Source organism: Paenibacillus sp. KN14-4R (genome assembly GCF_052180255.1).
GTDB lineage: Bacteria > Bacillota > Bacilli > Paenibacillales > NBRC-103111 > Paenibacillus_AM.
In genome coordinates this window covers 333693-347655 of the sequence record NZ_CP197466.1, presented here as the reverse complement: position 1 = coordinate 347655, position 13963 = coordinate 333693, and the positions used below count along the sequence as shown (strand labels likewise).

At 35.1% G+C, this 13963-nt stretch carries 14 protein-coding genes and 2 pseudogenes; 2 read left to right on the top strand and 14 right to left on the bottom strand.

What is annotated here, in order from left to right; all coding sequences use genetic code 11:
* Positions 1-17: 17 nt before the first annotated feature.
* The 11 genes from ACSBOP_RS01750 to ACSBOP_RS01700 all read right to left on the bottom strand — a co-directional run bounded on the left by ACSBOP_RS01750 (position 18) and on the right by ACSBOP_RS01700 (position 8768).
* On the bottom strand, positions 18-1130 hold the full coding sequence (locus tag ACSBOP_RS01750) for a DegT/DnrJ/EryC1/StrS family aminotransferase (RefSeq protein ID WP_442602786.1): 1113 nt from the start codon (positions 1128-1130) through the stop codon (positions 18-20).
* Position 1131: 1 nt separating this feature from the next.
* Positions 1132-2142, bottom strand: coding sequence for a Gfo/Idh/MocA family protein (locus ACSBOP_RS01745; protein WP_442602785.1), 1011 nt, complete (start codon positions 2140-2142; stop codon positions 1132-1134).
* 7 nt (positions 2143-2149) lie between these two features.
* A complete protein-coding gene (locus ACSBOP_RS01740; protein WP_442602784.1) occupies positions 2150-2407 on the bottom strand; it encodes a phosphopantetheine-binding protein in 258 nt (85 codons plus the stop codon).
* Complete coding sequence (locus ACSBOP_RS01735; RefSeq protein WP_442602783.1) at positions 2394-3629, bottom strand: AMP-binding protein; 1236 nt, start codon at positions 3627-3629, stop codon at positions 2394-2396. Before ACSBOP_RS01735 ends, ACSBOP_RS01740 begins: the two co-directional genes overlap by 14 nt.
* Before the next feature lie 167 nt (positions 3630-3796).
* Positions 3797-4066 (bottom strand): acyl carrier protein, encoded by a 270-nt coding sequence (locus ACSBOP_RS01730; protein WP_442602782.1) that lies wholly within the window; start codon positions 4064-4066, stop codon positions 3797-3799.
* A gap of 23 nt (positions 4067-4089) precedes the next feature.
* Positions 4090-5187, bottom strand: a complete 1098-nt coding sequence (locus tag ACSBOP_RS01725; RefSeq protein WP_442602781.1) for a hypothetical protein — start codon at positions 5185-5187, stop codon at positions 4090-4092.
* A gap of 111 nt (positions 5188-5298) precedes the next feature.
* Positions 5299-5535, bottom strand: coding sequence for a hypothetical protein (locus ACSBOP_RS01720; RefSeq protein WP_442602780.1), 237 nt, complete (start codon positions 5533-5535; stop codon positions 5299-5301).
* A gap of 325 nt (positions 5536-5860) precedes the next feature.
* Positions 5861-6796, bottom strand: a complete 936-nt coding sequence (locus ACSBOP_RS01715) for a hypothetical protein (RefSeq protein WP_442602779.1) — start codon at positions 6794-6796, stop codon at positions 5861-5863.
* A gap of 511 nt (positions 6797-7307) precedes the next feature.
* Positions 7308-7757, bottom strand: coding sequence for a hypothetical protein (locus ACSBOP_RS01710; RefSeq protein ID WP_442602778.1), 450 nt, complete (start codon positions 7755-7757; stop codon positions 7308-7310).
* A complete protein-coding gene (locus tag ACSBOP_RS01705; protein ID WP_442602777.1) occupies positions 7758-8087 on the bottom strand; it encodes a hypothetical protein in 330 nt (109 codons plus the stop codon). It lies immediately after the preceding gene.
* A 147-nt stretch (positions 8088-8234) separates the two neighbouring features.
* A complete protein-coding gene (locus tag ACSBOP_RS01700; protein ID WP_442602776.1) occupies positions 8235-8768 on the bottom strand; it encodes a hypothetical protein in 534 nt (177 codons plus the stop codon).
* A 469-nt stretch (positions 8769-9237) separates the two neighbouring features.
* Here ACSBOP_RS01700 and istA point away from each other — a divergent pair.
* A pseudogene (gene istA, locus ACSBOP_RS01695) lies at positions 9238-10224 on the top strand (IS21 family transposase); the annotation flags it as partial.
* Positions 10221-10613: pseudogene (locus tag ACSBOP_RS01690) on the top strand (ATP-binding protein); the annotation flags it as partial. The pseudogenes istA and ACSBOP_RS01690, both read left to right, overlap by 4 nt.
* Before the next feature lie 651 nt (positions 10614-11264).
* Here the strand turns inward: ACSBOP_RS01690 and ACSBOP_RS01685 are convergent.
* From ACSBOP_RS01685 to ACSBOP_RS01675, 3 genes are read right to left on the bottom strand one after another with little or no spacing between them, the layout of a single operon-like run.
* Entirely contained in the window at positions 11265-11543 is a 279-nt protein-coding gene (locus tag ACSBOP_RS01685; protein WP_442602775.1) for a hypothetical protein, read from the bottom strand.
* A gap of 55 nt (positions 11544-11598) precedes the next feature.
* Positions 11599-11979: a hypothetical protein gene (locus tag ACSBOP_RS01680; RefSeq protein WP_442602774.1), complete on the bottom strand. Its 381-nt coding sequence runs from the start codon at positions 11977-11979 to the stop codon at positions 11599-11601.
* 48 nt (positions 11980-12027) lie between these two features.
* Positions 12028-13878, bottom strand: coding sequence for a TnsD family transposase (locus ACSBOP_RS01675; RefSeq protein ID WP_442602773.1), 1851 nt, complete (start codon positions 13876-13878; stop codon positions 12028-12030).
* Positions 13879-13963: the final 85 nt, after the last annotated feature.

The following is a 13963-nucleotide window of genomic DNA, read 5'->3' as shown; positions in this document are numbered from 1 at the left end:
CAAATCATCAGTTAAGATTATACAAACGCTTTTATTTCCTTGCTAATAAAAGCAATATCATCTTCTGTAATAGAAATGTTCATTGGTAAAGATAGTATTTCATTAGCCAACCTTTCACTAACCGGAAAACGTCCCTCCTCATAACCGAGATAGGAAAAAGCAGGTGTTAAATGAACTGGTAAAGGATAGTGGATAGCCGTTAATATCCCTTTTTTTTGTAAATGCTTATGTAATGCGTCCCTTTGAATCCTCCCACCTTTTACTCTTATTACATATAAATGATAAGAATGTTCTTCCTCCCCAGGATTTACGGGTAAAATAATCGAATCACAGTCAGATAAATATTTATGATAAAGTTGTGCAACGCTTCTTCTTATTTTGATCCAGTCATCCAGATGTTCCAGTTTTAATGCAAGAGCCGCTGCTTGGATAGGATCAAGACGGCTATTATATCCAGGAATTTCATGACTATATTTTTGTATACCACCATGATTTCTCAACTTACGAATTTTTTCGCTAACTTCATTATTAGAAGTAGTTATACACCCTCCGTCTCCAATAGCTCCTAAATTTTTATCCGGATAAAAACTAAAACAACCAATTGTACCATAGTTCCCTGAACTCTTATTATCAAATCGAGCACCAGCTGCTTGTGCACAATCTTCTATGATAGCAATCCCTTTTTTACAAGCAACTTCAAAAAGATCAGTTGCTGGAACCATCCTACCATATAAATGAACTATAATGATTGCTTTTGTATTATCATTAATATATTTCGTTACAGCATCCACGTCTATCAAATAACTATCTTCCTTACAATCTACAAGTACAGGGCGTGCTCCAGTATGATGAATTGCTTCAACTGTGGCTATAAAGGTATTCGCAACAGTTATCACCTCATCGCCTGGGCCAATATTAAGTGCCTTCAAAGCTAAATAAATTGCATCTGTCCCGTTCCCTACACCGATTGCTTCTTTAACGCCACAGTATTCCGCGAATTTCCTTTCAAATTTCTCGACAACCTGCCCACCTACGAAGACACCTCTTGAAGCAATACTTTTCACTTCCACAAGCCACTGATCAAATATCTGTTCAAACTCTTTTTGCGGTGTTGAAAAAGGAATTCCCATGTTATTCCTCCAATAATGATATTTTATGTACGTTACTATTTTCTTGTATCATATTAATAATATTCATTGTCTCCAGCACCTCAGAGTAAGGTACCGCTAATGGCTTGTTATAAAAGAAGCTCTCTGCAAAGGACTGATATATTCTTTCTATACCACTCTTTAGGAGTGGGCTAAAATACTCTAATCTTGTTTCTTTTTCAGTCGAGAGAAATATTTTAGCGTAATTCGAATAAATGACTATAGTTCCATTTTCTCCTCCAACCAACCATAATGGCATTTCAGAATTTGAAGAAAAATTAACTTCGAAATTAAGTAAAATACCAGTGTCTAAATTTAGACTAGCTCGCACATAATTCTCAGCTTCATTATTTTCACCACCTAGACAGAACATTTCCGATTGGAGATACTTGGGACTACCGAGCCTTAGGGATAGTAATTGATCTATTAAGTGAACACCCCAATCTAATAATGCTCCACCCCCAAATTTTTTTAAATTTCTCCATTGAGGATAAAATGACTTTACACCAAAAGAGACACCCGATTCTTTAGCATGATAATAGCGGTTGACATAAAACAATCTTCCCAAAATCTTTTCTCTAATATATTTATTAATTAATATATAATCCGTATCAAAACGTCTATTATGAAACACTGCAATTAATCGATTATTTCTAGCTCCTAACGTTTCTAATTCTATCGCTTCTTTATAAGTAATAGTTACTGGCTTCTCAATAAGCACATGCTTATTCATGTCAATTGCTTGCTTTGCAATCTCAAAGTGAGATTCGGGAGTTGTTGTAATTAAGAGTACATCAATATCACTCTTAAGTATGTTTTCTAAGCTTTCATATACTTCAAATCCAAGTTTTGTTGCAAGCTTCCTTCGTTCATTTGTAATATCGAAGACCCCTTGAATTTCAAACAATGGATTTTTTTTGAGTACAGGAAGATGAAGAAGCTCTACTATTCTTCCGAAGCCAACGATGCCTAAGCGAATTTGCTTATTTCCCATTAGTTATTCATCCCTCTTTGTTAGCCAATAAACCTTGAATAAACTCTATCAATGCATCCAATTCCCTAAATTTATCAATATTAATCTCTTCTTCTGGGACAGTAACGTTAAATTCTTCTTCAATATAAACTACGAGTTGAAGCACCATAATTGAATCAATATCGATAGTTTGACCTATACACATTCCAAAATCTTCCTGAACCTCAATTTCCAAATTATTAATTAGTATTTCCTTAATCTTTTCAATAATATTATCTCGTTTCATTTTTAGCATCCTCCCATTCAATTTGCTTTCTATTAATTTTTCCTGTCATTGTTCTTGGTAGTTCATCAACAATTTCAATAACTGTCGGAACCTGATATTCTGGAAGGCTTAATAAACACCATTCTCTAATTATTTCACGGGTAACTTCCTTTCCCTTTTTACAAACAATTTTAGCTTTTACACACTCACCCATAACAACATGTTTTCCTCTATAAACTACAACTTCTAACACCCCTTCTATTTTACGAATAACCTCTTCAACTACATACGGAATAACCTTTTGTCCAGAAACATTTATCAAATCATCGAATCGACCCGTCACATGAAGATCGAAATGTTCATCAAAATATCCTACATCTCCAGTCTCCACTGCATCACTACCAGTAAAAACATGAATCTTTTGATATCCATCCAAATCAACTAGCTCCACCTTTAAATGACTAAGGACTTGTCCACAATTATTAGGTACATTAGGATTTTGCTTTAGGGAAATACATCCTGTTTCAGAAGTGCCGTATTGTTGCCACAGTTCAAAATTATTAGTTATTTGTTTAAGCACATCTCCTACTAATGGTGCTCCTGAAGTCATAATTTTATTAAAGTTGATTCCTTCACGATTAAGTCTATGCAACAAATTGATTAAAAATGGAACACCATACACAATAGGACTATGTGTTGATTTAATTATTTTAAAACTATATTTAGGGTTCTTCTCTGTAACAATAATGGGCTCAATTCCCCTTGCAATCGCTGTCATTACACCTGTTATTAAACCAAATGAGTGTGAGACAGGTACTAAAATAACAGGGGTATCATTATTACTATTTAAGAACATATTGTTTAATGAAACTACCTCCTTATCTATCTCCTTCCATGATCTTGAAATAATTTTTGGCCTACCTGTCGTCCCTGAGGTTAGCTGAAATAGTGAAGGAATTGTGGTAAATTGATTTGGACAATTTAAATTGTATACTACTAATTCCCTTCCAAATATGAGTTTTGAGCAACCAGATACATTAGCATACTCTAAAGCAACCTGCAATGGCATTTCGGGGTGAAGTATTAATATACTCCCCCCTTGATTTTTAACGGAAAATACGAAACCTAAAATATCCTCTGCTTTTGGTACACATATAGCTACGAAATCCGAGAAATAACTACGAGAATCATATTTAACTTGTATATCATTTAATGTGAATCTACTCTGATTAACAATAAACACATTTAATCTCCTTTCTGATAATATGTGATCATTAAGCTAGGAGTGAATAGTTCTAATACATAATTCACATTTAACAACATTAAACTCTTTAAGGAGATGTATTGACATTGAATTTCATACCAATAATCAAACACGTTTCTAAGGTGAAGAATGCTGATTCTATATTGCTATGTTTCTAGACTAGATAATTCAACTTTCTTGGATAAGAGATTTAAAATCCTTTCGATTGTCGAAAAGTTTTCTATCAATAAATCTTGATCATCAATTTCAATTTTAAATTCTATTTCCAAGGCACCTATTAATCTAATTGTATTAACAGAGTCTAAGCCTTCATTCCACAAATCCTCATTATTACCAATCAATATTTCCTTACTCAATATTTCATTAAGTATTTTTAATACATATTTCTCTAATAACATCACTTCAGGAACAGTCAAATGATTCCCTCCATTTTTATGCCTTAATTATTTTGTTTGTAGTCTCGATTTTCCTTAATAACCTCTTTCCAGCGATCGAGACCAAAAGCAACACACCCTGAATATAATGGGATGTTTTTTTCGTCAGTAATCTCGTATTTAGTGCATAGTAAATCCTGACAATAATTGAAGGAAGCTATAGAAATTTCTTTACCGCTCATTGTCCTAACTACTAATTCATACTTTGAATTACTTATCATTTGAAAAGTTCCTTTTGTATGTATATCATGACTAAAAAAGAATGGATCAGTTGCTGTTATCACTTTCCCTTTTAGACCTATACTTTCAAAAAAACACCATACTTGTTCCATAATTTCATTCCTCATATTTATTACCCAATCTTTTTGTCCAATAAAGACAATTTCTCGCATTAAGAATTCATTTTTTCTAAAATTATCTTTTCTCCACTCAACTTCTTGACGAAAGCACTTCCCTTTACCAGTAATAATTTTGTTTGTCACTTTTTTTTCTTGAAACTCTTCATAACAGTGATAACATATACAAGGTTGTAAAAATTCTCCATGATTAGATAAGGATTTTTCATAGCAATTCTTTTCTGCATTTCCCCTGAAGTCTTTAATTGATTGATAATTATGCGGTACTGACGAAATACCTAAAATATTTTGCGGAAAATTAACATGATATTGATTTCGAATCATATTTTTTTTATTCAAAACTGATGGATAGTCTCTTAGTTCAGCACCATTTTTTTTTGCAATATTAACAAATTCTCTATCTATTTGATCTATAAGGACGATGTCCCTTTCATCCATATATTCAAAATGCTCGTGATCATTCTCTAGTTGTACGTTTACAGTGCCACAATCTTCAACTGTTAGATTATTTTTCAGCACTCTTTTTTTTATTATTCGAGTTTGTTCAAGGCTACTACACAGATCCTCAAAGTTACTCCGTAATTCGTTATACTTATTCATGTCTGCACTTTTTAATTTTAACTTAACTACTCTTTCTTCTTTTTCATATGAAATCCCAATTATATTATCAGAAATATAAGGTATTTTTTCTAGAATAATATCTATTTTTGGTATTAAAAACTTAGATATGTTAAATGATGTCTCCATTATATTATTACCCCTTTGTAATCTACAAACTTAAAGATCAGCTAATATACATATCTTTCTCGAAAGATTTAACCCCATAAACTATAAACTGCGATTAAGAGGATCAAAACTTTACACTTCTACTACTATGTTTAGTTCGATAAGTTCAGAAATAAATGCATCAAAATCTTTTCTACTATATGTTTCGGTGTATAACTCATCAACACTGACACTTTTTCCAATAGCCCTGGAGATAATATTATAAGCATTATCGCTTATAAAATATCTTTCATGTGAGATCACATCTGTAATTATTTTTCCATCAGCAAAGTCAGAAATAATAGAATCAGGATTAAATGTAATAATCATTAAAAATCACCTATTTTATTTATTTAGGGTGTGTACTAATGGATTGAGCTACAAATAATAAAATCGAAACTTTGTTTTTATTAAAAACTTAATTAATTTTGAATGGCATTCCATCCATTAATTTTTATCCCCATCAACACCCAGAGTTCCTATTTTTACAATTTCAAGATCATTCATTTCTTTCACCTCCTGCACCAGTCTCATTAGTACACACTCCAAATATCTAAAATATGTAAACTGTTTTGCTATTAAATTTAGATTAATAAATATAAATTAAAATAAAAAATTGCTGCTTAATAAATTATCTAAGTTCCCGCACTGTCAATCAATTATTAAGATGCTTTAAAATACTGTCATTCAATTTAAGTTCCAATTTCTCCAATTTATCAATATACTTTTCAAAATATTCTTGTAAATTTTCTTCCTCATTACTTGCTTTAGATGTTAACTTCATTAGTTCAATAGTAAATCTTTCCCAAGCTATTATCAAATATTTGAAATCATTTGACAATTCCTCAGACAGTCCTTCAATGCTCTCCATCAAATATTGGCGAGAAACTATTGGACCAGTTGGCTTCTTAATATTCAATGCTAAATTATATAATGCTATTTTCTTAAGTAGGGGGTCAATCTTGTTGATTTTTATTAATTCATTCATCAAATATGTAAACTGAGTGTCTGCTGTTTGTAAAATTCTCATACAATTACTAGTTACTATCTCCCTTAGGATTTTATTAACATGTTTTTGGGAAAAAGAATTTCTAACATCTAGTACATATAGATCAAAAAATTCTTTATACGTTTTAATGATTGCCTTTTTTATATCAGATAATGAAATAATTGCAGATTGATATTTATTATCAGTAACATAAAACTGTTGAGTATCATCACAATAATAATTTATTATCAAAAAATGATCACTATTCACTCTCCCGAAATTGGATATATCGTAGGGTAAATAAAAACAATTCAATCGAATAATTTGCCTTCTTCCTTTTTTTACAATTTCAACCAATCTTTCAATGGATTCATCAATCCTTAATTTTTCTATAAATATTTTTACCCCAGTATATTTTTGGAAATGATCAAAATCAATAATTCTATAATTAATTGATAACTCCGGTAAATATTTATTTTCATTCTTTTTAACTATTAAATCATGACCACCTATTAAATTAAATATCATAGAACTTTTATAATTAATTCCTACACCTTGCAAATACTCAGATATTGCAAATACGAAGCAATCTTTATTAAGCATTTCTACCCCCATAACAACAGACAAATAACTTGTATATTATTCGCATCATTTCCACTTTTATGTACATATTCTATTTATTATGATTATCTGATATTTAATTATAATATATAACATCTTGTATAATACTGTAAATACTTAATTTAATTATATTAATTAAAACATTAAGGATTAATTGTAAATAAAATAACATACCTTTATAAAATTGCTGCTTTATAAATGATTAATCTTTAGTTTTAGTAGCTAGCAGGTTGATTCAAGATAATTTACAAAGCCATCTATCTTCTCGGAAGTTTATCTACATGCCATTCTAGAACATTGATTTGAAAAGTGAGACTTCTCACCGTCTTTTAGCAAGGTCATTTTCACAATCCCTTTTTCAATTTACAAATGCTAATCACAGCATTTGTATGTTGAGCAACTAATGGTACCAAAATCAAATCGATAGCAACAGGGAGCAGATAATTCTGCTTGAAGCTTTAGTCTAATGCTCTTCCATTTATTTGTAATAAGATCACTCTCCAATTTTCCGTAATCTCCACTCGTCAACTAACTGAACTACTTCGAGCTTACAGATTCTTTTTTTAAAATTACTCATTGTATTTATGTCACTCTTATGATCCTTCTTCACTGTAAAACGAATAGAAGAAGGCTGGCTAACCGCCCATGGTTTCATCCGTTCCTGTTCTTCTTCAGACAGTACTGACCATTCCACCTTGGATAGTAATGGCAGTAATCCTAGATCAGCTAAAAATGTCTTTAATCCTTCCATGTCACTATCGTAAATCCGATATCCCTCGAATGTCCCCACTAACCCCTGCTCGGTCCATTCCATACGTTTAACTCCAACATTTGACTGGTGTTCCTTGATAATGTCACGCAAAATGGCGAGTTGTTTTATATTCAAATCAAGTTCATGGCATCTTCCACCTCCAACAAATGTTCGAAGAGAAACTAAACTCACCTATACCGGCCCCCAAAGTCTAGTTTCTTTTGGCTTTCTTATAATCTGCTCTTTAAGCTCTTGAATCTTTTTGTAGTATTGTTCACGATCCGCCGCGGCAGATCTTCTCATCAATAAATGAAATTCAATATAATCTTCATGCCCTACTGGAAGTACCATTAATATAGTTTTGCTAATTCCCTTCAGGTATGCCGGTAAGGACCATTCACCAGATACTGAAACTGTTTCGAACCAGTTTTCTTTTAAAGCCCATAAACTTGAATAATACTCCCCATTGAAAAGGACCCCTTCTGTAGTTACTTTAGCAATCTCATTTGAACAAGTGTCCATCAAAAATCCTCCTTCATCTAAATGATTTCAAGATTCATTAATGCGTCAGGAAAATAAAAAGACACATAGCCTTAGTCGGCTCGTGTCTCTCTTCAATGTCGATCTTATTGAAAAAGCAATTGTCTATAATTGTGATTGAGGAGCATACTACGAAACACTTTCATCCGCATCGAACTGTTGTTCAATTTTCGCGTGGCTGATTGCAGAACGGGAGTGCAAAAACTTTCTCTGATATTTCTGTACCTTGCTGATAATACTGTTTACTCCGTTCTTTGCTCCAATATCTAGGCTATATACGGTATCAAATTTGCTGGTAATGTCCAGTTTGATGTTAGGTGGACATAACGTGATCCATTGAACCTTGAGCAACTCAGGTGCAACGAAAAGTGGCTCAATCAATTCCGGAGCAGACATTTCTCCAAACATGTTATCTGTAATTAATAACCCAGGTGAATCATCCTGATTTTGCTGTTTTAGAAGCATACTTTCCTCATTGAACTGTTCCCCAATATCTTTGAGATTTTTATTCCAGCGGCGGTTTTGTTCATGAATTGCGATCCGGGGATTTCGTTTTAACTGTTTTAAATGCTCCTTTTCTTCACGTATCAATTTGCGTACATTGATATCAAGCCGGTCGAGGGTTGCTCTTGCTTCCCGTAAATTGCCCCGTTTTATCATCATTTCCGCAATCATCTGTTCCAGCGTAATGTCCGTTTCCTCTTCAATTTAAAACGATATGAAGGGCATCCGAACTGAGTTTATAAATCTCCAGTTCAATATCCAAATCACTGGCATCTCGATCCAACTCGAAATTTTGAAACCCATGTTTCGTTCAAGCCGCATTCGCGTCATCAAAATATTCATCTTCGAAAGAAAAACTTACAAAGCTTTTACTAGTGCTCCACATCATGTTTTAGATAATTCGTTCGGCGGTATCTACATCTGCCTGAAAACACAGATTACAGGCTGCTAACGCAATTTGAATGAGGTCATTCCTACTTCGCTTCTGATTATCATTAATCTCCCGGATGAACATCTCTCGTAGAATGATGAATCGAATTTTACCTAAATACGAACTTTTCTCACCAAAATTAACACCGGTAGACATCACCCAAATGAGATTCAGTTGCTTGATTCACTCTCCTAACCCAATCATGGACTGCAATGTTCAGCGTCTGCTTTTCGGGCTTACATCGCTCGTAGGCCAGAATTTGAAGCTTATTTTAAGCAAGGACAACGTATGCCGTCACCACAAGGAACCATTCGCTTTGAAACAGAACCAGGTGCGCAGGCTCAGTTAGACTGGAAAGAAAGTATTCCCTTCGAAACGAAAGACGGCGAGAAAGTTGAGGTCAATGTAGCCGTTCTGCTGCTCTCGTATTCACGATTTAGGGTGTACCACATGAGCGTATCCAAATCGCAAAGCGTGCTACTATCCTTCTTAACAGAAGCATTAGAGGCTATTGGTGGTGTTCCTCATGAGATCCTAACTGACAACATGAAGACCGTCATGGACGAAGCGAGATCGGAACATACCGCCGGTAGAGTGAATGCTAAGCTTGCTGGATACGCAGCCGACTTTGGATTTCAAGTTAGGCCCTGTATTGCAGGACGTCCTCGTACCAAAGGGAAGGTGGAATCCCAGATGAAAATTCTAGATGAGATCCATGCTTACCAAGGTAAATTAAACTTAACAGAGCTTCAAGTTTACATTCAGAAGCTATGTGATCGTGTGAACCAGTCGTTCCATCAAGGAACGGGAAAAGTGCCAGTTCTAGCCCTAGAAAAGGAAAAAAACTCCTTACACCCGTTACCAGCGGAGCGTGTAAGAAGTTCCTATCGCATACATCATAAGCTTGTAAAGATCAATGCATCGAACATGATCTCCTACCAATCCAGACAATACTCAGTTCCCGCTGGGTATCAAGGAAAAACGGTGGGAATACAAGTCTATGACAACCATTTGTATGCATATTATAACACGAAACTTCTAGTACGCCATCCTATTGGTGAAACGAAATTAAATTATACAGAAGAGCATTACAGGGAAAATTTAAGATTGTCTATGCCAAGCTATCCGGACATTAATGACTTGGTTAAGAAGAATCTACGTGCGATTGGAGGTGCATTTGAATGAATGTAACCTCCTGCCAGCAAGCCGTACGAAACCTTGAGTATCTAAATCTGAAGCAAATGGTGAACCATTTAAATGAAGTGGTCGATTTTAGTATTCATAACCAACTGTCGTTCATGGATACACTTGTGAAGCTCACAGGCTATGAGATTGATGTACGTGAGCAGAACATGATTCATGCGATGGTGAAAGTCGGTGCTTTTCCACATCAGAAGGAACTCTCAACCTTTGACTTTAGCTTTCAACCCTCTGTGAACCGAGAGCAAATGCTGGACTTTGCTAGCTTACGCTTCATTGAAGGCAATGAAAACATTGTATTCTTAGGTCCCAGCGGTGTAGGGAAAACCCATTTAGCAACGTCAATCGGCATTGCTGCTGCAAAGAAACGATCGAGAAAAGCACGAATCACTTCTTTTTCTATTGCAAACATATTAACTTTCTTCTTACTTCCTAATCTTAATTGTTGGGATAAATTTTCTAATAGGTGGCTGATTATTCGTTCCTTCTTCATTGGCACCCCCAAGATAGGTCCACGGTTTGATACCTTATTCGCATATTTATAGCTGCTTAGAAGTCTATCAAAATTAAAAAAACTCATAAAGATAATAGATTTATTACCATCTTTACCAGGCTGCTAGGTTTAATTATTCATTCTGTTCGATATTGAATTTCTTTCGGATCACTTCCCCCTCCCCCAGGGATAAGCCCAATCAACGAGTTCCCATTTACATCAGGTCGAGTTTCGATATACATGAACGTCAAATAGCCCCCACCTAGGAATTTCAGATGGGAACAAAGGTAAACAAGCGGTAGCAAAAATGATCATAGCAGCAAGGAATCCTGTGCTTTTTGGATCTTGAAGAGCCTGGAACTGGGCAACTGTTCAAACAGGTACGGTACGTCAGGTAGTGGAACGGATGCAAGCCGTTCTCCTTGGCTGCCAAACCGCGTCGTAATAGCCGCGTTACCTTCGGCCCCACAATTGCTGGCAAAGACTCATCCGCACCTTCGGATGGGCCGATAAGAGTAGCAATAGCAGCCTGTCATTTTTTAGTTTTCACCTGTTGCTGAAGGTGGTCCACCAAAATATGATTTGGATCATTTGGGTTATATTTGCGCTCCATTGCTATTTCAAACTCATGGATCAACTTTGCAAATTCACTTACATTTGGCTCAAGTCCAAACGTACGTTTCATGTCTCTATAGTGGCGAAAAAAAGCTGCCTTCGCTTGTTCACAGGGATAGCCTAAATGTTGAAGCTCTGAAATAACTCCTTGTGCGTAATGTTTATTCATTATCCGTCGGCTTGTAAACTGAGTCATATAGGGCTAATCCTCTCCTCTCGATTTAGAACTCAGATCAAACATTCAAATCCACTTATTTATCAGTCATCCAACGTTCCTTATATAAATTCTCAACTTCTGCTATAGACAGTCGTTGTAGAAGATTCTCAAACTCAATAATGACCGCGGCAACATCCATTGAATCAGCATATCCCACTTTTTCAAATGCAGCTATTAGTGAGCCTACCGCCTGTTTGGAAGTAATACAGTTATTTAAAGTATGAGAGAAGTTGTCTATAAATAACTCACTATTAGAGAATGCTGCCTTTTGAAGAATTGGATCCTTAGTCTTTAAAAAACCACGGATTGATTCAAGATAATTTGCAAAGCTGTTCTCACTCGGAAGTTTATCAATATGGCGTTCTAATAGACCAATTAAGAAAGTGACTTTTTCTTCGTCATTAAGCAATGTCATTATTATCACCTCCATTGACAATGTGTTTTCGCATGTTCATCTATACTACTATGTTGCAATGAGGTCATCAATTACATCACGATGAATTCCAATAAACTTCTCCCTTAAGCCAGAAGCCCTAATTAGTTCCCAACTCTTGATAATTGTATTCGTATTCTTCAATTCTACTGCTTTGAGAACAATTCGTCTTTTTTGAAATTCCTCTACAGACTCCAAAACAGTATTTAATTGTTTGGCTGTTTCAGGGAGTTTGTGTAACATTTTAAATAATAGTGGTAATTTACCGATCCTTCGTCCGATCTCTGTTTTGGTTACCCTGATAAGTTTATCAGACTTTCCATACAAAATTTCATTTGCCGTTAATTGAATCTCTTTAGCAGTTTGATGATCCCTTTCTTCCCATTTGATACGTTCACGATTTATAATACTCTTCTTATTAACGGGTGAATGTTCATGCAACCACTTCCTATCATGCCTATACAGCCAGGAATATGCAGCCTCGTTTAGTTTTCGAAGCTCGGTTACTGACAACGCACCATTATTACTTATTAACTTCACCCAGTCTTCTTTATAGCGCATGCTTTCCTGATCAACCGCAGATGATATGACTTTTTTGCTATCGGAAAGCCTACTTATCACTGTTTTCGGATCACAACCAAGCTTTCTGGACATTTCTCTTAGCGATATATCCTGCTGAGATATAATTCGTAATTTCTCGTTCCATTCTTGTCCAAAGTTTTTTATTCGGCCAATCTTAAAGCGATCATTATTGGATTGGTCCGGCCCTTTCCTCGAATATACAAACCCACAAGAACAGGAGAATGTTCCTACAGGTTGTCCTGTTTTTGAACATCTTGTAATTTCACATGCAGATATTACTAGATCTTTATAATGATTTACAGCTTTGTTGAGACATGGCCATGGCCCTTTCCCAAAAGGTTCATAAGATATCTTATAATCAAGTATTTGATTAGTCATGCTTTCCATAGTCTCGCCTAGAAATCCAAGAACTAACAAATGCCTTAACGGATGGCACGTAACACGCGGTTTCCTTAGTAATTTATGTAGCCAAGTAGCTTCTTGCGAAGGTTCAATATGACTTTGAAGTTCCATTAGCAATTCTATACCGAAAAATCGGTTAAATGCAGGAATTAGATCTGCCCACCTGATTCTTCCCGAATGATTAGCTAGCCCTATACGTTGCAACTTCGTTACATAAAATCGATTAATTTTATCCAATCCAAGTGGATTAAAAGGATTATTCAAAAGTAGATATGTCTGTTCAGCGATATACTTCCGGATTTTAAAAGATTGTGTTTGTATTGAATCACAATAGTGTAAGACCTCATCCCCTAAGATACTCTCTAATGAAACAAATTCATGTTTATTTCTTTGGTTCGCATGAGACACATTGCTTCTGATAAGAGCATTATTGTGGTAATGGCATATAAAGATACCTTCAGCCTGATGGGATCTATGCCAATACGCCTCCCCATAGATTTTACGATCATGAATGACGCAAGCTGAACAATAATTCAACCCTTGTTGTGATTTAACAGTCGAGGCCGGTTTCCCTATCTGCATGTATGCAGAAGTGCCCTTCTCAGAATTCATAATCTCTTTCATTTCTAGGTTTCTTTTCTTAGGGATAAAAGGGGCATAGTATGGGAGAAACGTATGATTAGCTATTAACTTTTCAGGATTAAATTTACTTCCTGGCGGCATTCTTTCGCAAAGTGCAGCCAAATGGGATGGAAACAGCAATGATGCACAAACTTTTGCATCTCCAAACAGATCATCCATTGTCAGTTTATAATTTTCACTTCCTGAATCTCTATGATATCTGGAAAGAGCACTGTATAGTATTTCATCAGGAAATAAAGAGGGAAAATATATCATAACGCCTTCACTCCTAACGGCTGGCACTATGATTATTGTTCCCATATTTTATATCGTTAATTCCCAAACTATATCAATCACGGCG